Raw genomic sequence first — 21618 nt, 5'->3', positions numbered from 1 at the left:
GTCAGCTGCGCTCCACATGTTTGAGGGACTTCAATACTCGTTCAAGATGCCATTGCAAGTAGGCGGCCACCAAACCGGCCGCTTCCCTGCGGTGCACGGGCATGGAGCCGTCGGCGGTACCCCAGTCTCCCGTCAGCAGCGCTGCGAGCAGGACTACTGTTTCCGGCGCCGGTGCCGGTGACCCCGGCGGCCTGCATCCGCCGCAGACCATGCCGCCCACGGGAGCGGAAAAGGCGCTGTGTGGACCCGGCAGGCCGCAGCGGGCGCAGTCGGTGAAGCTCGGCGCCCAACCGCCGGTAGCGAGTGCCCGCAGGAGGTATGAATCCAGGATCAGCCCGGCTGCATGTTCGTTCCGGCTCAGTGACGCCAGGGCGCCGACCAGCAGGTTGTACTGCGCGGTGCCGGACTCACCGTCCACGTCTGTCAGTTTTTCCGCGGTCTCCGTCATTGCGGCAGCGACCGTGTAGCGGCCGTAGTCCGCGGCAATGCTTCCACCGTAGGCACCCTTGGCCACCGCCTGGGTCACTATGTCCAGGGTCTTTCCGGACACAAGCTGCAGGTCCGCCACCATAAAGGGCTCAAGGCGGGCGCCGAAGCGGCTGCTGGTGCGCCGGACTCCTTTCGCAACCGCCCGGACCTGGCCGTGATGCTTGGTCAGCAGCGTGATGATGCGGTCCGCCTCACCCAGCTTGTGGGTACGGAGCACGACGGCGTCGTCCCGGTACGCGCGGGAAGCGAAAGAGTGTTGGGCCACGCCTTTATCTTCCCATCTTTGGGGATACTGCCCTTCCGGCGTTCCCGGGTGGAGCGCACGTGTGGCGCCGGGAAGTCCCGACGGCACACGTGCGCCGGCAGGTCAGGCCTGGGCGTCCCGGATGGCGCGGTTCACGGCAGAAATAACTGCCTTCAGGGAAGACATGCTGGTGTTGGCGTCGATGCCGACGCCCCACAACACGCGCTCTCCCACCGCGCACTCCACGTACGCGGCCGCCATCGCGTTGCCGCCTTCGGAAAGGGCGTGCTCGCTGTAATCCAGCACGCGAACATCCACGCCGTCCTCGCGGAGGATGCTCAGCAGTGCGGCGATGGGGCCGTTGCCAGTGCCGGTCCGGCGGACCTGGACACCGTCCACGGTGAGGGATGCGTGAAGGGTCATGCCGCCGTCGCTATCCGTCTCGGTGCTGACGGAGCCGAGGGAGTAACGGCCCCATTGTCCGTCCGTCTTGCCGGAGGGCAGGTACTCGTCCTGGAAGACCTGCCACAGCTGGGCTCCGCTGACTTCGCCGCCTACCGTGTCAGTACGCTTCTGGATGACGCCGGAGAATTCAATCTGCGCCCGGCGCGGCAGGTCCAGGCTGTGTTCGTTTTTGAGCAGGTAGGCAACTCCGCCCTTACCGGACTGCGAGTTGACCCGGATAACCGCTTCGTAGCTGCGGCCGAGGTCCTTGGGATCAACCGGCAGGTACGGTACCTGCCAGGTGAAGTCGGAAACATCCTTGCCTGCGGCCGCCGCGTCCCGCTCGAGGGCCTCGAAGCCTTTCTTGATGGCGTCCTGGTGCGAGCCAGAGAACGCCGTGAACACAAGGTCGCCGCCATAGGGTGAGCGTTCGGCCACGGGCAGCTGGTTGCAGTACTCGACGGTCCGGCGGATGTCGTCGATGTTTGAAAAGTCGATCATGGGGTCGATGCCCTGCACAAAAAGGTTCAGCCCCAGGGTGACCAGGTCAACGTTGCCGGTCCGCTCACCGTTGCCGAAAAGGCAGCCCTCGATCCGGTCGGCTCCGGCCATGTAGCCCAGCTCGGCAGCGGCAACACCCGTTCCGCGGTCATTGTGGGGGTGCAGGGACAGGATGATGCCTTCACGGGGGTGCAGGTGGCGGCTCATCCACTCAATTGAGTCTGCGTAAACGTTGGGAGTGGCCATTTCCACCGTGGCGGGGAGGTTGATGATGACCTGGCGGTCCGCGGAAGCCTCGAAGACGTCCGCGACGGCGTTGCAGACCCGTGCTGCGTATTCGAGTTCAGTGCCTGTGAAGGACTCCGGAGAGTACTCATAGGTCACGTGGGTGTCCACGAGGGTTTCTTCGTACTTCTTGCACAGCCGTGCGCCCTGGAGCGCGATGTCCAGGATTCCATCCTCATCCTGGTTGAAGACCACGCGGCGCTGCAGCACTGAAGTGGAGTTGTAGAGGTGCACGATGGCCTGCTTGGCGCCTACCAGGGACTCGTACGTGCGCTCAATCAGGTGCTCGCGTGCCTGGGTCAGGACCTGGATGGTGACGTCGTCCGGAATGTGGTTGCCCTCGATGAGCTGGCGGACAAAGTCGAAGTCCGTCTGGGATGCGGACGGGAAACCCACCTCGATCTCCTTGTAGCCCATGCGGACCAGCAGATCGAACATCTTCATCTTGCGCGCCGGGCTCATGGGATCAATCAGCGCCTGGTTGCCGTCACGAAGGTCCACAGCGCACCAGCGCGGGGCCTTGGTGATCACTTTGTCCGGCCACGTGCGGTCCGGCAGCTCAACTTTGATCTGGTCCTGGAACGGCGTGTAGCGGTGGGCGGGCATTCCGGAGGGCTTCTGTGCGTTTCGCATTACTATCGGGCCTTTTCTATGGTTCTTCTGTGAAAGGGTGGCCGGGCAACACAAACTCCGCAGCGAGGGTGGGCCTTGCGCTAGATCGCGTCTGAGGCCTCGCCGCGGCAGCTAAGAAGGAGAAGCTCTGCACGCACCATTTGAGAGTAACACGGGTGCGTAAGATGAAAGGGCACTGCCCGTCCGTTACGTCCACCATGCAGACGCCGACCGGTATACCGCCGGCCGCGGCCAGCATAAAAAGGAGCTCTCGTGCCCATTTCGGGGATCGACCTGTCCACCTTCGATAACACCGTCCGGCCGCAGGATGACCTCTACCAGCACGTGAACGGCGCGTGGTTGAAGACTACCGAAATTCCCGATGACCGGCCCCTTGAAGGCACCTTCACGGCACTGCGCGATGGTTCTGAGATTGCCGTGCGGGACATCATCGAGGAAGCAGCGGCCAAGGGCGGGGCCGCCAGCGGCATTGAGCAGAAGGTGGGCGACCTCTACAACAGCTTCATGGATGAAGCTGCCATTGAAGCCAAGGGCCTGGAACCGATCCGCCAGCGGCTGGCGGACGTCTTTGCCACCACCTCCGTGGCGGACCTGGTTGCCCTGGCAGGCAGGCTGTTCCGGGCCGATGTCGGCGGACTTTTCTACATCTACCCCGCGCCCGACGCCGGCAACCCCGACCGCGTCCTTCTCTACACCGGCCAGGGCGGCCTCGGACTGCCCGATGAATCCTACTACCGGGAAGAGAAGTTCGCCCCGATAGTGGCTGCCTACGGGGCACACGTCAGGACGATGCTTGACCTCGCCGGTGTTCCGGATGCTGACGGTGCTGCCGCACGGGTAGTAGCACTGGAGACCAAACTGGCGTCCCACCATTGGGACAACGTCACGCTCCGTAACCCGCAGAAGACCTACAACCTGAAGTCCGCGGACGAGGCATCCGCCCTGTTCCCGCTGCTTTCCGCTTGGTTCAACGCCGCAGGCATCGACGAGGAGAAGCGGGAGGAGATCGTCATGAGCACTCCCCCGTTCTTCGAGGGCGCCGCCGGCCTTCTCCAGTCCGAGCCCCTGGCCCACTGGCAGGAATGGCTGGCCATGAGGGTTATCAGCGCCGCGGCCCCCTACCTCTCCTCGGCATTCGTTGACGCCAACTTCGCCTTCTACGGGACCACCATCAGCGGCACCCCGCGGAACAAGGACCGCTGGAAGCGCGGCGTGGCCGTCGTGGAGGGCGGCCTCGGCGAAGCGGTGGGACAGATCTACGTTGCCCGGCACTTCCCCGAGACACACAAGGCGCGCATGGACACGCTCGTCGCCAACCTGATCGAGGCGTACCGCCGCAGCATCACCGGCGTTACCTGGATGGGCGAGGACACCAAGGCCGAAGCGTTACGGAAGCTGGAGGGGTTCCGGGCGAAAATCGGGTACCCGGAGGAATGGATTGACTACTCCGCCGTAGAGATTGACCCGGCGGATCTTCTGGGCAACGTGGAAAGGGCACACAACGCCGATGTCGACCGGCACCTTGACGAGGTGGGCAAGCCGGTGGACCGCAACAAGTGGCTGATGACTCCGCAGACGGTCAACGCCTACTACCACCCCATGATGAACGAAATCGTCTTCCCGGCGGCGATCCTCCAGCCTCCGTTCTTCACGGCGGACGCCGATGATGCCGTGAACTACGGCGGCATCGGGGCAGTCATCGGGCACGAAATCGGCCACGGCTTTGATGACCAGGGCTCGCAGTTCGACGGCGGCGGCGCCCTGCGGAACTGGTGGACCAACGAGGACCGCCAGGCATTCGAAAAGCTCACCGCAAAGCTGGTGGCCCAATACGATGCGCTCTCCCCGTACGCTGCGCCGGGACACAACGTCAACGGACGCCTCACGCTCGGCGAAAACATCGGCGACCTTGCCGGCCTTGCCATCGCCTACAAGGCCTACCTGATCAGCCTCGACGGCAAGGAACCGGAGGTCCTTGACGGCCTCACCGGGCAGCAGCGCTTCTTCGCATCCTGGGCAGCGGGCTGGCGGCAGGTGATCCGGAGCGAGGAAGCCATCCGCCGGCTGGCAACGGACCCGCACTCGCCCAATGAGTTCCGGACCAATGCGATCGCGAAGAACCTGGACGCCTTCCATGAAGCCTTTGACGTCACGGACCAGGACGGCATGTGGATGCCGCCGAAGGAGCGGGTCAGCATCTGGTGACAAACAAAACCGGGGCCTGCCGTTGGATGTTCCACGGCGGGCCCCGGTTGCGTTTAACGCTCAGCTGCGATGCCGGCTAACTGTTCACGATGAGGTATGGGTTGGCCTGCTGGCAGAGGGTGTCGCCGGCTGTCTGGTTGACGATGTCGTCCGGCAGCGCCACAGGGCTCCCGTACGTGGCACCCGAGGTGAAGTCGGTGCCCAGGTAGACCTGGACTCCCGAAACCGCCGGAGCGGGCAGCACCTGCGCGGCCGGCATCCCCAGCAGCGCGGCCACGTCAACAGCCACGTCCTCGAACCCTGCGCCGAAGTACACAGCGGACTGTGCCGCGGCGGTGGCCTCAAACTGGGCTGACTGCGTGAACCCGCCGCCTATGAGGGCCTGCACAATTTCCTGTGCCCGCCCTGGCACGCCACTGCCGTTGGCCACGGTGACGGGCTGGAGTGCCTTGTCGTAGGGAGGCTGCGGAGGAGCAGTTTCAGTGGGAGCGGCCGTGGGCGGTGCCGGGGCTTCGCTGGGCGCCGGTGTGGCAGGCGCTGTGGGGTCGGTCAGGTCGATGTCCTGCCGCATAGCGGCGAACAACTGGGAGCCGGCCGGTTCGGCAATCTGCAGCCTGTTCGGGTCCAGATCGGCGGGGGCGGTGGGAACCGCAGCGAAGGCAACCTTGCTGATGTCGATGTCCTTGAGCCTGTTACCAATGGAAAGCAGGCTGGGCACTGAGGCCAGCCCCTCGTCCACCGTCAGGTTCTGGGTGACCACATCGGCGATCCTGAGCATCTTGCCGGGGTCGGACAGAGTGCCTTCATCCTTGATCTTCCGGGTAAGCGAAGAGAGGAACCCCTGCTGGGCTTTGATGCGTCCCAGGTCGCCGCCGTCGGCAAATGCGTGCCGGGTCCGCAGGTATGCGAGGGCCATCTCGCCCTCAACCGCGGACGTGCCCTTGGGAAGCCGGAGCCCGGAGTCGGGGTCAAACACGGCGTCGCTGATGCACACCTGCACGCCGCCCACCGCATTGGACAGTTCCTTCACCGCGTTAAAGTCCGCCATCATGAAGTGGTCCACTTCCAGGCCGGTCAGTTGGTTGACGGTATCAACGGCGCAGCCGATGCCGGCCTCATTCATCGCTTCGTTGATCATCACACCGCTGCGGGCGGGAAAAGTCTGTTTGGACTCCGCATCCGTGCATTCAGGAATGTCCACCAGCAGGTCCCGCGGGAAACTGATGACGCTGACCCGCTTGTTGTCTTCGGAAATGTCCATCAGCATCATGACATCCGATTTCCCGTGGCCCTTGGAATCGTCCGCCGAGCCGTACCCGGCATTCTTGCCATCGCGGGTATCAGAGCCGAGAATCAGGATCTGCATCCGCCCGGTCGCACCGCTCACCGCTCCGTTGCCGCCGCCGGCGTTCAACGGAGCCTTGGAGATGTTGCTCTGGAGACGCACAAACCAGAATCCGGCGAAAGCTATGGCGGCGATGAGTGCCACTGACAGCACGCCTGTGATGATTTTCAGCCACAGCGGCATCCCGCGTACAGAGCCAAGGTGGCGGGCGGCTCCATCGGTGCCTTCATCCGCGTGGCGGGACACCGGTCCCCCTGCTGATACGTCAGCTCCGTTTTCGCGCTTGTCGCGGCCTCGCCCCACGTGGTGAACCTTCCTCTAGATTCTGAATCCGGTCCATTTTAGTGGCCCAGGCTGGGAAATCCCCGGGCGGCCCGGCGGACGAACGTATTAAAGCGTCAGAAGCCGAGCTTTACCAGCTGTTTCGGATCCCGCTGCCAGTCCTTGGCCACCTTCACGTGCAGGTCCAGGTAGATGCGGGTTCCCAGCAGCGCCTCAATGCCCTTGCGCGCGTTCGTGCCCACTTCACGCAGTCGGCTGCCGCCTTTGCCGATGATGATGGCCTTCTGGGACGGGCGTTCAACGTAAAGATTTACGCGGACATCCAACAGGGGGCTGTCCTCAGGACGGTCTTCCCGCGGCACGATTTCTTCAACAACTACAGCAAGGGAATGCGGCAGTTCATCACGGACGCCCTCAAGCGCGGCTTCCCTGATCAGCTCCGCAACCATCACGGCCTCCGGCTCGTCGGTGAGCTCCCCATCCGGGTAAAGCGGGGGCGACGGCGGCATGTGGCTGATCAGTACGTCAGCTACGGTCTTGACCTGGAAACCGTCGGCGGCGGACACCGGAACAATGTCCTTCCAACCTTCTTCTCCCAGCACTTCCCGCCCGAGCGCGGCAACAGCAAGCAGCTGCTCGGTAAGCGCCTGCCGGTCCACCAGATCAGCCTTGGTGACGATGGCGATGACAGGCTGGCGGCCAACAGCGGCAAGCTGGGCGGCGATGTACCTGTCGCCTGGCCCGATCTTTTCGTTGGCGGGCAGGCAGAACCCGATGGCGTCCACTTCCGCAAGCGTGTCCGCCACGAGGTCGTTCAGGCGTTTCCCCAGCAGTGTGCGGGGCCGGTGCAGGCCCGGCGTGTCCACAAGGATCAGCTGCGCGTCCTCGCGGTGGACGATCCCGCGGATGGTGTGGCGGGTAGTCTGCGGCTTGGCGGAGGTAATGGCCACCTTCCTGCCCACCAGCGCGTTGGTCAGCGTCGATTTACCGGCGTTGGGACGGCCCACCAGTACGGAAAACCCGGCGCGGAAGCCGCCGAAATCATCTGCGTCGGCGGCCTTATTTTTCTTGCTCACGTGGAACTCCCTGCTGGGTTGCTTCCGCCTCCTGGAGGAGGTCTTCAAGGTCAGTGTCTACTTTTGGAACCTGGGACGCAATGATGTGGCTGACCCGGTTCCGGCGCCCTTCGAGCCTGTCGGCGCGCAGCGACACGCCGTCAACTTCGACGCTGCTGCCGACGATGGGCACCCGGCCCAGCGCCTTGGCGAGCAGGCCGCCCACGGTGTCCACCTCGTCGTCGTCGAGCTCAATGTCAAAAAGCTCACCGAGGTCATCGATGCTCATCCGGGCGCTCACGCGGTAGGTGCCGTCACCAAGTTCCACGGCCTCAGCGCTTTCGGTATCGTATTCGTCCACAATTTCACCGACGATCTCCTCGATCAGGTCCTCGAGGGTGACAAGCCCGGCGGTACCGCCGTACTCGTCGATGACGATGGCCACGTGCGTGGATTCCTTCTGCAGCTCGCGCAGCAGGTCGCTGACCTGCTTTGATTCGGGCACATACCGCACCTCCCGGACCAGCGAATCCACCAGGGGCGGCTCCTCGTTCGGGCCCAACCCGTGCAGGACGGCGGCGACATCCTTGAGGTAGACGATGCCCAGGATGTGGTCGGTGTCCTCGCCGATCACGGGAATCCGGGAGTACCCCGACCGCAGGAAGAGCGACATGGCACGCCGGAGGCTGGAACCTGCTTCGATGCTGAGGATGTCCGTGCGGGGAACCATGACGGCGCGGACCAGGGTGTCGCCGAAATCAAAGACCGACTGGATCATCTCGGCCTCCGTGTCCTCGATCATGTCCGACTCAGTGGCCCGTTCCACGAGCTCACGGAATTCCTGCTCGCTGAAGAATGCATCATCACCAACGGGCGCACCAGGAGCCACGGCGCTTCCCAGTGCCACGAGCCACGCCGGGATGGGCCCCAGCACCCAGGTCAGGAAACGGATCATCGGTGCCGTGAAACGCACGACGGCGGCCGAGTGCAGACGCCCAAGCTGGCGGGGAGAGACACCCACGATGACGAATCCCAGGAGTGCCATGATGCCGGTTGCGGCCAGTCCGGCCAGCCAAATATTGTCCAGCAGGCTGTACAGCAGGACAGCCACGGCAACGGCGGACGCCGATTCGAACCAGATGCGCCAAAAACGCAACGCGCGGATGTGCGCCACGGGCTGTGCCAGGATCCGGCGCATGGCAGTGCCGCGGCTCTTAAGGAGCGCCTCTTCAGCGTCGTGGCGCGGAAGGAAATTGAAGGCGGCCTCAGCCGCGGTCAGTACAGCCGCAACGGCCAGGAAAGCCAGGGCCATTGCGACCAGGAGCAGGGGGGTCACTGAATGGTCTCGGCGGGCGCTTCTTTGCCGGTGAAGCCGGACAGGAGCTCGCGCTGGAGGCCAAACATTTCCGCCTTCTCCTCAGGCTCGGCGTGGTCGTAGCCGAGCAGGTGCAGGATGCCGTGCGTGGTCAGCAGCAGCATCTCGTCCTGCAGCGAGTGACCGGCGTTCCGGGCCTGAACCTCAGCAACCTGCGGGCACACAGCAATATCCCCCAGCATGCCCTGCGGCGTGGGCCGGTCCGGGGTGCCCGGAGTCAGCTCGTCCATGGGCACGGACAGCACGTCAGTGGACCCGGGCTCGTCCATCAGCTCGATGTGCAGCTTCTCCATCGCGGGTTCGTCCACCAGGAGGATGGACAGTTCGGCCTGCGGGTGAATGTAAAGCTGCTCGAAGATGTACCGGGATAAGGCCACGAGCTCCGATTCGTCCACCTGGACGCCGGACTCGTTGTTCACCTCGATGCTCACGCGTGCTCCCCACGTTTTTCCCGGTTTGCCGAATGCTTGACCCGGTTCCGCTGGACGTCATCCCAGACGCTGTAGGCGTTCACGATATCTCCCACCAGGCGGTGCCGGACGACGTCGGCCGCGTCCAGGACCGAAAAGTTCACATCTTCGATGCCCTGCAGGATCTCTTCGACGATGCGCAGCCCGGACCGGGTACCGAAGGGCAGGTCCACCTGCGTAACGTCGCCGGTGACCACCATCTTGGAGCCGAAGCCAAGCCTGGTGAGGAACATCTTCATCTGCTCGGGCGTGGTGTTCTGCGCCTCGTCCAGGATGATGAAGGCATCGTTGAGGGTGCGGCCGCGCATATAGGCCAGCGGCGCCACTTCGATGGTGCCTGCTGCCATGAGCCGCGGTATGGATTCCGGATCCATCATGTCGTGCAGGGCGTCGTACAGCGGGCGCAGGTAGGGATCAATCTTGTCGCTCAAGGTACCGGGAAGGAACCCAAGCCGCTCCCCCGCCTCGACTGCCGGGCGGGTCAGGATGATCCGGCTGACTTCCTTCTGCTGCAGTGCCTGCACCGCTTTGGCCATGGCCAGGTAGGTCTTGCCCGTTCCGGCGGGGCCGATTCCGAAGATGACAGTATTGGCGTCGATGGCGTCAACGTAGTTTTTCTGGTTCAGCGTCTTCGGCCGGATGGTCTTTCCGCGGCTGGACAGGATGTCGTGGGTCAGCACATCCACAGGGTTCTGCATGGACTGCGTGCGCAGGAGTGCGACGAGCTGCTGCAGCACGGCCGGGCTGATGACAGTACCGCGGGCAACGAGTCCGCGGACCTCGTGCAGGAGCCGCATGATCCGCGGGACATCCGCCGCCGGGCCGCTGATGGAAAGCTCGTTTCCCCTGACGTGGAAATTGACGTCGGGGAACTGCTCCTCGATGAACCGCAGCGCCTCGTCGTGGCTGCCCAGCGATTGAACCATCTGGTCGGAATTGTCGAAGAGGACCACTTCGGTACGGACGCCGGGAAGTGTGTGGGGAAATTCGCCCGCTGCGCCCTCGCCGGTGACAAGCCTGCGCTTTCCGTTAGCTGATTCAGTCATAGTGCTGGCCCGCAGGCCTGTGATCCCCTCGATGTCGAAACAGTAGCTGTCAGCTGGTATGCGGCGGATGTTGCCGTTGCCTCCAGCAGTACCTTCCATCCTACGCCAGCAGGCACTCCTGGCCCCATATCGCATCCGGGCTTCCGGTGCTTTCCGGAACGGGCACAGCACTTGTTCCCGTTATTAGGTATCAACTTCATATCGGCCTCATATCGTTCCCGTTGCAGTTGGCCGGCCCGGCGCATCCCGGCGCATCTGCTCCCCGGGGCTGTGCAATGCTGGAAATCCAGCCCGCTGCTGGAACACCATGGCCGACCGGGGATCGGCCTATCCGACCAGGAAAGGACAGGGCAATCAAGGTGCCGGAAACCGCAGCGCCCCGCCGCGCCCGTGACCTCTTCAGCGGCGCCCGTTCAACGGTCTTCGCCGGTCTCCTGCTCGTGGTCCCTGCCCTGACGGGCTGCATCGCCGAACCGGGGCCAGCGCCCACCGGCCTCCTGTCCTCCAGCCCGGGAACCACATCCAGTGCCCCATCCACCAGCGCTCCCCTGGAGACTACACAGTCCTCCAACAAAGCACCCGTCTACTGGATCGGCCGCAGCAACAGCAGCGTCTTCCTCTATCGGGAATTCCGGGAGGTTCCCGGTCAGGAGAATCCGGTGACGGCCGCCCTCCGCGCCATGATGTCCGAAAAACCGCTGGATCCCGACTTCTTTACGCCGTGGCAGAATCCCCGCGAGCTTGCTACGTCGATCTCCGGCAAGGACGTCATCACCGTGGATGTGTCGGAGGATGCCTTTAACAGCAATCTTGACGCCGATATGGCAGCCCGGGCGGTTCAGCAGCTGGTTTATACCGCGACCGCGGCGGCGGCGAGTTCGGGGTTAATTGATTCCGGGCAGCAGATCCGCGTCCGGATTCTTGTGGACGGCCACACCGACTACGTCGCCTTCAACCATGTGCAGCTGGGCTCGCCGATGGCCCGGACGGCGGGGCTGGTGGCTCCCGTATGGGTCATCGACCCCCAGGAGAACGTGGAGATGGCGAACGGCAGTGTCAAGATCACCGGCCGGAGCACCGTTCCGGGGGGCAAGCTGCGCTGGCAGATCCTGCGGTCCGAGAATAATGGAAACAAGACCCCCTTCCTGACCGGTGAGACAACAGCAGCTGCGGACCCGGCCCAGGCAGGCGTATTCACCCTGGCCCTTAACCTGCCGGAGGGGGACTTCGAGCTGCGCGTGGCCCAGACCTCCAGCCCGGAAGGCCAAGAGGACGGCAGCGAAGACACCCGGAGCTTCAAGGTCCGTTAGCCCCTGCCGTTGTTCCCGGCTCAGAATGCCGGCGCCGCCCAGCGGCCCAGGACGTCGCTGGCAAGGACGACGGCGGCGGGTCCGGCAGTTGACGAACGCAGCACATGGTGCCCCAGGAGAGCCGTGACGGCGCCCCGGCCGCACAACCTCGTCACTTCCCGCTGGCTGATGCCGCCCTCCGGCCCCACGATCAGGAGTACTTCCCGCACCCCGTCCGCGGCCCCGGTTTCGAGCCACGTCGCCAGGACTGCCCGGAAGGGGCGCAAAGCATCTTCGTGCAGGATAACGGCAAGGCCGGCTTCCTCCACTGCGTTGGCAAGGCCGGCAGTGTCCACGGCAGCCCGCACCTCGGGGATCCAGGCGCGGCGTGCCTGTTTCGCGGCGGCGGCAACAACCGACTGCCACTTGGCGTGCGCCTTGGCCGCACGGTCGCCTTTCCAGCGCACGATGGACCGCTCGGACTGCCAGGGGACGACGGCGTCGATGCCAAGTTCGGTGGCCGTTTCAATGGCAAGCTCATCCCGGTCGCCCTTGGCCAACGCCTGGACCAGCACCAGCCGGATGTCCGGCCGGTGCTCAACAACCACTGAGTCACAAGCCACTTCGAGCATGGAAGGCGAAGCAGCTGTGACCTTGCCGTTCATCCGGGTCCCGGCGCCGTCCACAATGTCCACCGGCTCACCCGGTGCCAGCCGCTTAACGGTGACCGCGTGCCGCGCCTCGGGTCCTTCCAGGACAAAAGTCCCTGCCGGCACCATCCGGTCCAGTGACCCGGGCGCGGTGAAAAAGACGGGGTTGCTCACCGCTACAGGTTACCGAGCCGGTCCCGGAGCTTGGCGAACATGCCGCCGCCGGCAGCAAGTTTGCCATCGGTGATCTGCTCGCCGCGAAGTTTGGCCAACTGCCGCAGCAGGTCCTCCTGCTGCGCATCGAGCTTGGCGGGAGTCTCCACCTGGAGATGGACCTTCAGGTCGCCGCGGCCGTACCCGCGCAGATGGGTGACGCCCAGTCCGCGCAGGGTGATGATTTCGCCGGACTGGGTGCCGGCCTTCACGTCAATCTCCTGGGGCCCGTCGAAGGTTTCCAGGGTTACGTCGGTGCCCAGGGCAGCCGCCGTCATGGGAATGTTCAGGGTGGCGTGCAGGTCATCGCCTTCCCGGACATAGGTGGCATCGTTGTTGACGCGGATTTCCACGTACAGGTCACCGGCAGGACCGCCGGCGGGACCGGCTTCGCCCTGGCCGGACAGCTGGATGCGTGTCCCTGTGGCGACGCCGGCAGGAACCTTGATGGTCAGGGAACGGCGGCTGCGGATCCGGCCCTGCCCGCTGCACTCGTTGCAGGGGTCCTTGATAACAGTTCCAAAACCTTCGCAGGTGCCGCAGGGCGCGGCGGTCATGACCTGGCCCAGGATTGAGCGGACAGCCCTCTGGACCTGGCCGCTGCCGCCGCAGATATCGCAGCGCTCAGGATGGGTTCCGGGCCGGCAGCAGGAGCCCTCACAGGTGGGGCAGAGTACTGCCGTGTCCACTTCGAGCTTCTTGTTGACCCCAAATACGGCGTCGCGGAGCTCGATCCTGACGCTGATGAGCGCATCCTGCCCGCGCCGGACCCTTGAGGCAGGGCCCGTGGTGCCACCGGCGCCGAAGAAGGTGTCGAAGATGTCCTGGAAAGCGAAGCCCTGGCCCGCGTAGGCCCCGCCGCCGAATCCGTTGTCCGTGCCGTTCTCGTTGCCGGTGGTGTCGTAGACCCGGCGCTTCTGGGGATCCGAGAGAACCTCGTAGGCGTGGGTTACTGCCTTGAAGCGGTCCGCAACATCTTCACCGGGATTCACATCCGGGTGAAGGGTTCGGGCCAGCTTGCGGTAGGCCTTCTTGATCTCTTCCCCGGTGGCATCCGGTGCGACTCCAAGGACTTCGTAGTGGCTGCTCAAAGTTCGTATCTCTTCCTTGTTGTTCTGCCTGCAGTCGTGCTGCATACACTGCTGTGCGCCCTGAGGCGCTGTACTGCGGTCAGGGTCCCAGGATCCGTGACAGGTAACGGGCCACAGCCCTCACTGCCGCCATGGTGGTGGGGTAATCCATCCTGGTGGGACCCAGCACGCCGATTTTGGCGACACTGTCCGGGCCGTAGCCCGTGGCCACGACGGATGCCTCCGCCAGGCCGTCGTAGGGGTTTTCACGCCCGATGCTCACGGCAACTCCGCGGTGGTCCTGCGCCATCTCGCTCAGCAGGCGCAGCATCACCACCTGCTCCTCGAGCGCCTCCAGCACAGGTCCGATGCTGAGCGGAAAGTCAACGTTGGACCGCGCAAGGTTTGCTGTGCCGGCCATCACCATCCGGTCTTCGCGGCTGCTGTGGGCCAGGGCCTCCAGCCCGTGCGCAAGTGCCTGGGCTGCCTGGCGTTGACCGGGGGCAACCCCGGACACCACTGCGGGCAGGGACTGCCCGAGCTGCGCCAGGGGAGTTCCGGCGAGCGATCCGAGGAAGCGGCCGCGCAAAGCAGCGATGGCATCATCCGCGAGGTCCTGCCCGACGTCGATGACCCGCTGTTCAACCTTGCCGCTGTCCGCGATCAGTACCACCAGCACCTTCCGCGGGGCAAGGAGAACGAATTCGATGTGGCGGACCAGTGCCCGGTTGAGGTGTGGGTACTGGACCACCGCCACCTGGTTTGTCAGCTGGGACAGGAGCCGGACGGTGCGTTCCAGCACGTCGTCAAGGTCGTCCGCGCCTTCGAGCAGTGACTGGATGGCACGCCGCTCAGCCTGGGACAAAGGCTTTACTGCGGAAATCTGGTCGACGAAGAGCCGATAGCCCTTGTCGGTGGGGATCCGGCCTGCGCTGGTGTGCGGTGCGGTGATCAGTCCTTCGTCCTCAAGCGCTGCCATGTCGTTGCGGATGGTGGCGCTGGAGACACCGAGATGGTGCCGCTCCACCAGGGCCTTGGACCCGACGGGCTCACGGGAGTGGACGTAGTCCTCCACTATGGCCCGCAATACTTCCAGTTTGCGCGGCTCGCTCACACTCCACCTCCATCCAGGTTCAGGGCAGACGTTCTGCCCGCACCGTATCTCTCCAGGGGTTAGCACTCGACATGCCCAAGTGCTAACAGTCTATTATGACTCGCCCCGTTGTTAGCATTGGTACCGCTCCGGGGCGAAATTCCGGGCCACCATCCAGCACGAGGCGGAGTGATTCCATGCATTACCAGAACTGGGGAGCCCAGGACCTGTCCGCACCTGCCCGGACGCAACTGCCTGAAGTACCTGTGGAGCGGGGCATGGTGCTGGAGGATGTCCAGTCCGGCTGGGTGGGCGCGGTAACCCGGGTAGAGAAATCGGGTGGGATGCATGTGGTGGCCCTGGAAGACCGCCGCGGCAAGTCCCGGTCCTTCCGGCTGGGTTTCGGGTTCCTCCTTGAAGGGCAGGCAATCCGGCTGATGCCCCCGTCCCCGCGGCCGGCCGCCGGCTCCGGGGCAGCGGCCGGCAGGACGGCGTCGGGTTCTGTCCGGGTGGCTGGGCAGCGGGCCCAGGTTGCCAAGGCGAGCCGCATCTGGGTGGAGGGAAAGCACGACGCCGAGCTCGTCGAGAAGGTGTGGGGCGATGACCTTCGGGTGGAGGGCATCGTCGTCGAACCCCTCCACGGCATTGATGACCTCGCTGCCGCTGTGGCCGATTTCAAGCCGGGCCCGGCCAGGCGCCTGGGGGTGCTCGTGGACCACCTGGTGCCCGACTCAAAGGAGTCGCGCATTGCCGAATCCGTGATGTCCTCTCCCGGCGCTGCAGGCAATGTGCTGATTGTGGGGCACCCCTACGTTGACGTGTGGCAGGCAATCCGCCCGGCTGTGCTGGGAATCGAGAAATGGCCGGTGGTGCCGCGCGGGCAGGACTGGAAAACCGGCATCCTGTCCGCCTTCGGCTGGCCTCACGAGACCAAAGAGGACATCGGCCTCGGGTGGCAGAAGCTGCTGGGCGCCGTCCGCAGCTACGCCGATCTGGAGGCGTCGCTGCTGGGGAGGGTGGAGGAAGTCATCGATTTCCTCACCGTCCCCTGAGCCCGCCGCGGGACGGGCTGTCGCGCTGCCGGAAGGCGGATAGGGTCGGGCATCGGCGTTGCACCCAGTATTCTTGGTACTGCGGTGCCTGCCGATCGCAGGACCGTCAGCAGGCATGGCATTCTTAGTCAGCACCATTGCACTCCAGAAGGAACAGACTGTGGCAGAAAATGCACGCGATCACAGGGACAGCCCAATGGGCCAGGCCCGTTCGGAGTACCACGGCGTTCCGGCGAATGCCCTGCCCCTGACAGCCAGCGAAGACCGCCAGTGGGCCACGCTGGCCCACTTCGGCGGCATCTTGGGCTGCGTTCCTTCGCTCCTGATCTACCTGATCTTCCGTGACCGCGGCCCGTTCACTGCGCAGGAGTCAAAGGAGGCGCTGAACTTCAGCCTGCCGCCCACCATCGCCGCAGTGGTTGCCAACATCCTGGTCTTCGTGCCGGTGATCGGCAACATTTTTGCCGTTATCGCCACCCTGATCTGGATTGGTCTGACCTGCTTTTCGGTGGCTGCCGGAATCCATGTCAACCGCGGCCAGCCGCACCGCTACCCGTACAACCTGCGCTGGATCAAATAACGCAACCGGGCTCTGCGCCAGAGTAAAAGCCATAGCATCTGCGTCCGTCAGGCATGATGGGGAAATGCGCAGCGTCGAGTTGACCTTCGGGGAATCCACGGATTCTTGCATCAGGACTGATTGGGCCACGCTCTCGGAAGCCGGCCTGCCGAGCCTCGCCTCGCACACCTCCCCCAGCAACAGGCCACACATCACACTGGCCGCAGGCAACCTGCCCGATGTTGGGCCGGACATCAATGACCTGTGGAGCGGGCTGCCGTTCAGTATCAGGTTTTCAGGCCTGGTGATCTTTCCTGCCGGGGCCGGCAAATACGTTCTGGCGCGCCTGGTGGTGCCGGCGGCGGATCTACTCCAACTTCACGCCCGGCTGCATCAGCGGTGTACCGGCGCCTACGAAAACACCCTTCCGAATGCCTGGACGCCGCACGTCACCCTTGCCCGCAGGATCCCCGGGCACCGGCTCGGGGCGGCCCTGGATGCCCTGGCGGCCAGGACTGAGGGTCAGTGCGTCGAGGCCCGTCTTTGGGACAGTTCCACCCGTACCATCACGTCCCTGGGCGGCCGTCCTGCGGATTAGGCGTTCGTACTGTCGGGAGTGAGGGCACAGCGGACTTCCGCGAAGGAACCATCGGGGTTGAAGCCCAGAAGTACGTGGGTTTTCCTGAGCCAGCGGCTGAACATGACGCTGGACCCCGCGTAAAGCACTAAAGCCGCAACAACAACGAGGAGAGCGGTGGCCGCTGCAGTCCTGTAGGAGTCGAAGCTGGGGTGGCCGGCCGCGATGTCTCCCCGGAGCAGAGGGTAGAGCAGCCCGGTTAAGTAGAGAGATCCTGCCAAAAGCGGTCCACCGAACGCAATCCCTATCCAGGCCCCCACGCGCTTACGCCTTTGCGCGTACCGTCTGAACTGGCTTTCCCATTCCTCCCGGTCCGGCACGAGCAAAATTGCCCTCTTGCTTCCCACGTCCTCCCCCAGACTCTTCGTTGCTGTGCACATCATAGGCTTAACCCCGGACTGCGGGAGGCCGCGCATCAGCCAGGCAGTACGCGGCGGACCACCGCGTCGGCCAGCAGCCTGCCCTTGAGGGTGAGGACGAGGCGTCCCCGGAAGGCTGCGGCCGGCTCCACCAGGCCGTCAGCGATCAGGCCCGCGACCTGGTGGCGGCCTTCGGCACCGAGGGCAGAAACCTCCAGGCCGGCCTGCAGGCGGGCCTCGAGCATCACCCGTTCCACGTTCCGCGTTTCCGGGTCAAGCGTTTCCCTGCCGGCGGCAGGCGAAAGACCCTGCGCCAGACGGCCTGCATACGCGGCGGGATGCTTGACGTTCCACCAGCGGACTCCGCCCACGTGCGAATGCGCGCCGGGTCCGATCCCCCACCAGTCATCACCGCGCCAGTAGGCCAGGTTGTGCCGGCAGGCCTGCTCCGGGGTGCGGGCCCAGTTGCTGACCTCGTACCAGCCGAGGCCGGCTTCGGTGATCAGCTGGTCGGCGAGCTCATACTTGTCGGCGTGGTCGTCGTCGTCGATTCCCGGTACCTCACCGCGGCGGATCTGGGCAGCGAGCTTGGTGCCGTCCTCCACGATCAGCGCGTAGGCGCTGATGTGGTCGGGCCCGTAGGACAGTGCTGTCTCCAGGGAGCACCTCCAGTCCGCCAGCGACTCCCCCGGCGTTCCGTAGATCAGGTCCAGGCTGACGGCGAGCCCGGCCTCGCGGGCCCACTGGACCACCTGCGGGACCCTGGCGGGCGAGTGCGTGCGGTCCAGCACCTTGAGGACGTGCGGAACGGCGGACTGCATGCCGAAGGAGATCCGGGTGAAGCCGGCCTCCTTGAGGATGGCGAGGGATTCCGGCGTGACCGAATCGGGGTTCGCCTCCGTGGTGACCTCGGCGTCGTCTTCAATTCCCCAGTGGTCTATGGCGCGGCGGAGGATCAGGGCAAGATCCTCTGCGGGGAGCAGGGTGGGCGTGCCCCCTCCGAAGAACACCGTGCTCAGCTTCCGGGGAGGCAGGCCGGATTGGGCCAGCACCCGGGCCGCCATCGACACCTCAGAGGCGGCCGTGCCCGCATACGCATCCTGGGAGGCGCCGCCGCCGAGTTCCGTGGCGGTATAGGTGTTGAAGTCGCAGTATCCGCAGCGCACAGCGCAGAACGGGATGTGCACGTACAGGCCGAACGCCCGCTCCGCCGAACCGTCCGCTGCCTGGGCAGGCAGCAGGCCGTCCGACGGCGCGGGGTCGCCGAGGGGAAGGGTGCTAGGCATTGCAGGGGCCTCCGGTGTTGCCGGACGCGGTGTTCACTACTTTTTGGCCTTGTCCTTGGACTCGTCGGTGGTCAGCGCGGCGATGAATGCTTCCTGGGGGACCTCGACCCGGCCCACCATCTTCATGCGCTTCTTGCCTTCTTTCTGCTTTTCCAGCAGTTTGCGCTTGCGCGAGATGTCACCGCCGTAGCACTTGGCCAGCACGTCCTTGCGGATAGCGCGGATGCTTTCGCGCGCGATGATCCTTGAGCCGATGGCGGCCTGGATGGGCACCTCAAACTGCTGGCGCGGAATGAGTTCGCGCAGCTTGGTGGTCATCATGACGCCGTAGGCGTACGCCTTGTCGCGGTGTGTGATGGCGGAGAAGGCATCCACCTGCTCGCCCTGGAGCATGATGTCCACCTTCACGAGGTCGGCCACCTGGTCACCGTCGGCCTTCCAGTCAAGCGAACCATAGCCCCGGGTCTTGGACTTGAGGATGTCGAAGAAGTCGAACACGATCTCGGCCAGCGGCAGCCGGTACCGGATCTCAACCCTGTCCTCGGACAGGTAGTCCATGCCGCCCATCACGCCGCGCCGGCTCTGGCACAGCTCCATGATGGCGCCGACGAACTCGTTCGGCGCCAGGATGGTGGCGGACACCATTGGCTCCCGGACTTCGGAAATTTTGCCGGAGGGGTATTCGCTGGGGTTGGTAACGTGGATAACCTTCTTGTCCTCCAGCGTTACCTCATATTCCACGTTCGGAGCTGTGGAGATCAGGTCCAGGTTGTACTCGCGTTCGAGCCGCTCGCGCGTGATTTCAAGGTGGAGCAGTCCAAGGAAACCCACGCGGAAGCCGAAGCCCAGGGCTGCGGAGGTTTCCGGCTCGTATACCAGGGCGGCATCGTTAAGCATCAGCTTCTCGAGTGCGTCGCGCAGCACCGGGTAATCCGTGCCGTCCAGCGGATACAGACCGGAGAAGACCATGGGCTTGGCATCGGCGTAGCCGGGGAGCGAATCGGCAGCCGGCTTCGCAAGGTTGGTGACGGTGTCGCCCACCTTGGACAGGCGGACATCTTTTACGCCGGTGATAAGGTAACCCACTTCGCCGACGCCCAGACCCTTCGACGGGGTTGGTTCCGGGGAGCTAACCCCGATCTCCAGGAGTTCGTGGGTGGCCCGGGTGGACATCATCTGGATGCGTTCACGGGGGTGCAGCATCCCGTCCACCACGCGGACGTAAGTGACGACACCGCGGTAGGTGTCATATACCGAGTCGAAGATCATGGCGCGGGCGGGAGCATTTGCGTCTCCCACCGGGGCTGGAAGATCACGGACGATCTTATCGAGCAGCGCTTCGACGCCCATCCCGGTCTTTCCGGAAACACGCAGGACATCCTCCGGGTCGCCGCCGATGAGGCTGGCCAGCTCCGCCGCGTACTTTTCAGGCTGGGCGGCCGGAAGGTCAATCTTGTTCAGGACCGGGATGATCGTGAGGTTGTTTTCCATGGCCAGGTAGAGGTTGGCGAGGGTTTGCGCCTCGATGCCCTGCGCCGCGTCGACCAGGAGGATGGCTCCTTCGCAGGCCGCTAGAGAGCGGGAAACCTCGTACGTGAAGTCCACGTGGCCCGGAGTGTCGATCATGTTCAGCGCGTAGCTGCTTCCCTCCAGTTCCCACGGCATCCGGACCGCCTGGGACTTGATGGTGATGCCGCGCTCACGTTCGATGTCCATGCGGTCCAGGTACTGGGCCTTCATGTCGCGGGGCTTCACGACGCCGGTCAACTGCAGCATGCGGTCGGCCAGCGTGGACTTGCCGTGGTCAATATGCGCGATGATGCAGAAGTTCCGAATGATGGCCGGATCTGTCGCGGCGGGCACCGGGGCGGTGCGGGCCATGGGAGACACGCAGGGTCCTTACTGTTGGCATTCACGCGGCCGCCGCCAGGACGCACCGAGGGCACCCTGCGGACTCTCCGCACATCTGGAACCTCAAGTGTCCCACGTCCCGGCCTTTGGCACTGCATCATCGGCGCCGTGATGTTCCCTGCCCGCCGCGGCGGCCGGCGCTAGGGTTGCTGAATGGCTATCGACTTCCGCTCCCTGGCAAACGCCGTCAAAGCCGGATTGCGTGTCCTGCAGAAGACGGGAAGGACCGCACCGGCGGGCCCGGCCCGCCGCGCTCCCTCGCCTGCCACCTCCGGGAACGGTGAATATGTGGGCGACTTTCGGGGCCGGTTCTCCGTCCGGTACGCACCGGACCCGAACGGTGAACCGGATCCGGGTGAGGTGGTGTGGGCCTGGGTGCCTTACGAAGAGGATCACACGCGCGGTAAGGACCGCCCTGTGCTGCTGGTGGGCCGCAGCGGAAGGCACCTTCTCGGGCTTATGCTCACCAGCAGGGACCGGGTCCGCGGCGCGGGGGCATCGGCAAACTATATCGATATTGGGGCTGGCGCCTGGGACAGGCAGGGCCGGCCCAGCGAAGCCCGGCTCGACCGCATCGTCCGGCTCCCGCCGGAGAGCATCCGGCGGGAAGGCGCTGTACTGGACCGAGCTCAGTTTGAAATAGTGGCAGAAGGGCTCCGCCGGCGACACGGCTGCGACTAGCTTCGCGAATGGCCAGCCCTGCTCCTGACCTGCTATTCTTTATAGCTGTGTGTCCGTGCAGGTCGACGGCCACTGATGGTTGGCCGCCATAGGTATCCCCACGCCGCTCAGTCAATGGCCAATCTGAAAGCCCTCTAGACCATTTCCGCATTAAAAAGAGAGTTCACACGTGGCGAATATCAAGTCCCAGAAGAAGCGCATCCTCACCAACGAGAAGGCACGCCTGCGCAACAACGCAGTCAAGTCCGAGCTGAAGACGGCCATCCGCGCCGTCAACACCGCCGTTGAGTCCACGGACAAGGATGCAGCTGCTGCTGCCCTGGTTGCTGCCAGCCGCAAGCTGGACAAGGCTGTCAGCAAGGGTGTTCTGCACAAGAACAACGCAGCGAACCGCAAGTCGGCGATCTCCAAGAAGGTCAACGCACTGTAAGGTTTCCAGTTCCC

General features: G+C 64.5%; 20 protein-coding genes. 7 read left to right on the top strand and 13 right to left on the bottom strand.

Going from position 1 to position 21618, the window contains the following annotated elements; all coding sequences use genetic code 11:
* Window position 1 precedes the first annotated feature (1 nt).
* Window positions 2-754: a DNA repair protein RecO gene (recO, locus tag AC5RVN_RS04465; protein WP_494104819.1), complete on the bottom strand. Its 753-nt coding sequence runs from the start codon at window positions 752-754 to the stop codon at window positions 2-4.
* Between the two features lie 102 nt (window positions 755-856).
* A complete protein-coding gene (gene leuA, locus AC5RVN_RS04460) occupies window positions 857-2596 on the bottom strand; it encodes a 2-isopropylmalate synthase (RefSeq protein ID WP_494137188.1) in 1740 nt (579 codons plus the stop codon).
* A 252-nt stretch (window positions 2597-2848) separates the two neighbouring features.
* Here leuA and AC5RVN_RS04455 point away from each other — a divergent pair, with 252 nt between their 5' ends.
* A complete protein-coding gene (locus AC5RVN_RS04455; protein ID WP_494137187.1) occupies window positions 2849-4801 on the top strand; it encodes a M13 family metallopeptidase in 1953 nt (650 codons plus the stop codon).
* Between the two features lie 76 nt (window positions 4802-4877).
* Here the strand turns inward: AC5RVN_RS04455 and AC5RVN_RS04450 are convergent, their stop codons facing one another.
* The 5 genes from AC5RVN_RS04450 to AC5RVN_RS04430 all read right to left on the bottom strand — a co-directional run bounded on the left by AC5RVN_RS04450 (window position 4878) and on the right by AC5RVN_RS04430 (window position 10374).
* Complete coding sequence (locus tag AC5RVN_RS04450; RefSeq protein WP_494137424.1) at window positions 4878-6329, bottom strand: LCP family protein; 1452 nt, start codon at window positions 6327-6329, stop codon at window positions 4878-4880.
* A 215-nt stretch (window positions 6330-6544) separates the two neighbouring features.
* Window positions 6545-7504, bottom strand: coding sequence for a GTPase Era (gene era / locus AC5RVN_RS04445; RefSeq protein WP_494137186.1), 960 nt, complete (start codon window positions 7502-7504; stop codon window positions 6545-6547).
* Complete coding sequence (locus AC5RVN_RS04440) at window positions 7488-8819, bottom strand: hemolysin family protein (protein WP_494104821.1); 1332 nt, start codon at window positions 8817-8819, stop codon at window positions 7488-7490. Before AC5RVN_RS04440 ends, era begins: the two co-directional genes overlap by 17 nt.
* Window positions 8816-9289 carry an rRNA maturation RNase YbeY gene (gene ybeY / locus AC5RVN_RS04435; RefSeq protein ID WP_494137185.1) on the bottom strand — a complete coding sequence of 158 codons (474 nt, stop codon included), beginning with the start codon at window positions 9287-9289 and terminating at the stop codon, window positions 8816-8818. Before ybeY ends, AC5RVN_RS04440 begins: the two co-directional genes overlap by 4 nt.
* Entirely contained in the window at window positions 9286-10374 is a 1089-nt protein-coding gene (locus AC5RVN_RS04430) for a PhoH family protein (protein WP_494039748.1), read from the bottom strand. Before AC5RVN_RS04430 ends, ybeY begins: the two co-directional genes overlap by 4 nt.
* Before the next feature lie 359 nt (window positions 10375-10733).
* On the opposite strand from AC5RVN_RS04430, the gene AC5RVN_RS04425 reads away from it, so the two are divergent.
* Window positions 10734-11684: a GerMN domain-containing protein gene (locus tag AC5RVN_RS04425; protein ID WP_494039749.1), complete on the top strand. Its 951-nt coding sequence runs from the start codon at window positions 10734-10736 to the stop codon at window positions 11682-11684.
* 20 nt (window positions 11685-11704) lie between these two features.
* On the opposite strand, the gene AC5RVN_RS04420 is transcribed toward AC5RVN_RS04425, so the two are convergent.
* From AC5RVN_RS04420 to hrcA, 3 genes are all read right to left on the bottom strand, one after another.
* The gene (locus AC5RVN_RS04420) at window positions 11705-12487 is read right to left on the bottom strand and encodes a 16S rRNA (uracil(1498)-N(3))-methyltransferase (protein WP_494137184.1); all 783 of its coding nucleotides are present in this window, start codon (window positions 12485-12487) and stop codon (window positions 11705-11707) included.
* A 2-nt stretch (window positions 12488-12489) separates the two neighbouring features.
* Window positions 12490-13617, bottom strand: coding sequence for a molecular chaperone DnaJ (dnaJ, locus tag AC5RVN_RS04415; protein WP_494039751.1), 1128 nt, complete (start codon window positions 13615-13617; stop codon window positions 12490-12492).
* Between the two features lie 79 nt (window positions 13618-13696).
* The gene (hrcA, locus tag AC5RVN_RS04410) at window positions 13697-14710 is read right to left on the bottom strand and encodes a heat-inducible transcriptional repressor HrcA (RefSeq protein ID WP_494137183.1); all 1014 of its coding nucleotides are present in this window, start codon (window positions 14708-14710) and stop codon (window positions 13697-13699) included.
* Between the two features lie 176 nt (window positions 14711-14886).
* Here hrcA and AC5RVN_RS04405 point away from each other — a divergent pair, with 176 nt between their 5' ends.
* From AC5RVN_RS04405 to AC5RVN_RS04395, 3 genes are all read left to right on the top strand, one after another.
* Window positions 14887-15741, top strand: a complete 855-nt coding sequence (locus AC5RVN_RS04405; RefSeq protein ID WP_494039753.1) for a DUF3097 domain-containing protein — start codon at window positions 14887-14889, stop codon at window positions 15739-15741.
* Between the two features lie 160 nt (window positions 15742-15901).
* Window positions 15902-16321, top strand: coding sequence for a DUF4870 domain-containing protein (locus AC5RVN_RS04400; protein ID WP_494137182.1), 420 nt, complete (start codon window positions 15902-15904; stop codon window positions 16319-16321).
* 64 nt (window positions 16322-16385) lie between these two features.
* Window positions 16386-16898 (top strand): 2'-5' RNA ligase family protein, encoded by a 513-nt coding sequence (locus tag AC5RVN_RS04395; protein WP_494137181.1) that lies wholly within the window; start codon window positions 16386-16388, stop codon window positions 16896-16898.
* Here the strand turns inward: AC5RVN_RS04395 and AC5RVN_RS04390 are convergent.
* The 3 genes from AC5RVN_RS04390 to lepA form a co-directional block, all read right to left on the bottom strand.
* The gene (locus tag AC5RVN_RS04390; RefSeq protein ID WP_494137180.1) at window positions 16895-17197 is read right to left on the bottom strand and encodes a hypothetical protein; all 303 of its coding nucleotides are present in this window, start codon (window positions 17195-17197) and stop codon (window positions 16895-16897) included. The genes AC5RVN_RS04395 and AC5RVN_RS04390 overlap by 4 nt on opposite strands.
* A gap of 155 nt (window positions 17198-17352) precedes the next feature.
* Complete coding sequence (gene hemW, locus AC5RVN_RS04385; RefSeq protein WP_494137179.1) at window positions 17353-18582, bottom strand: radical SAM family heme chaperone HemW; 1230 nt, start codon at window positions 18580-18582, stop codon at window positions 17353-17355.
* Window positions 18583-18618: 36 nt separating this feature from the next.
* A complete protein-coding gene (gene lepA, locus AC5RVN_RS04380; protein ID WP_494039758.1) occupies window positions 18619-20472 on the bottom strand; it encodes a translation elongation factor 4 in 1854 nt (617 codons plus the stop codon).
* Window positions 20473-20646: 174 nt separating this feature from the next.
* On the opposite strand from lepA, the gene AC5RVN_RS04375 reads away from it, so the two are divergent.
* Entirely contained in the window at window positions 20647-21174 is a 528-nt protein-coding gene (locus tag AC5RVN_RS04375) for a type II toxin-antitoxin system PemK/MazF family toxin (RefSeq protein ID WP_494137178.1), read from the top strand.
* A gap of 169 nt (window positions 21175-21343) precedes the next feature.
* Entirely contained in the window at window positions 21344-21604 is a 261-nt protein-coding gene (rpsT, locus tag AC5RVN_RS04370) for a 30S ribosomal protein S20 (protein ID WP_011692086.1), read from the top strand.
* Window positions 21605-21618: the final 14 nt, after the last annotated feature.

The sequence above is a fragment of the Arthrobacter sp. sptzw32 genome, from assembly GCF_059089735.1.
This window is presented reverse-complemented; position numbering and strand designations above follow the sequence as displayed.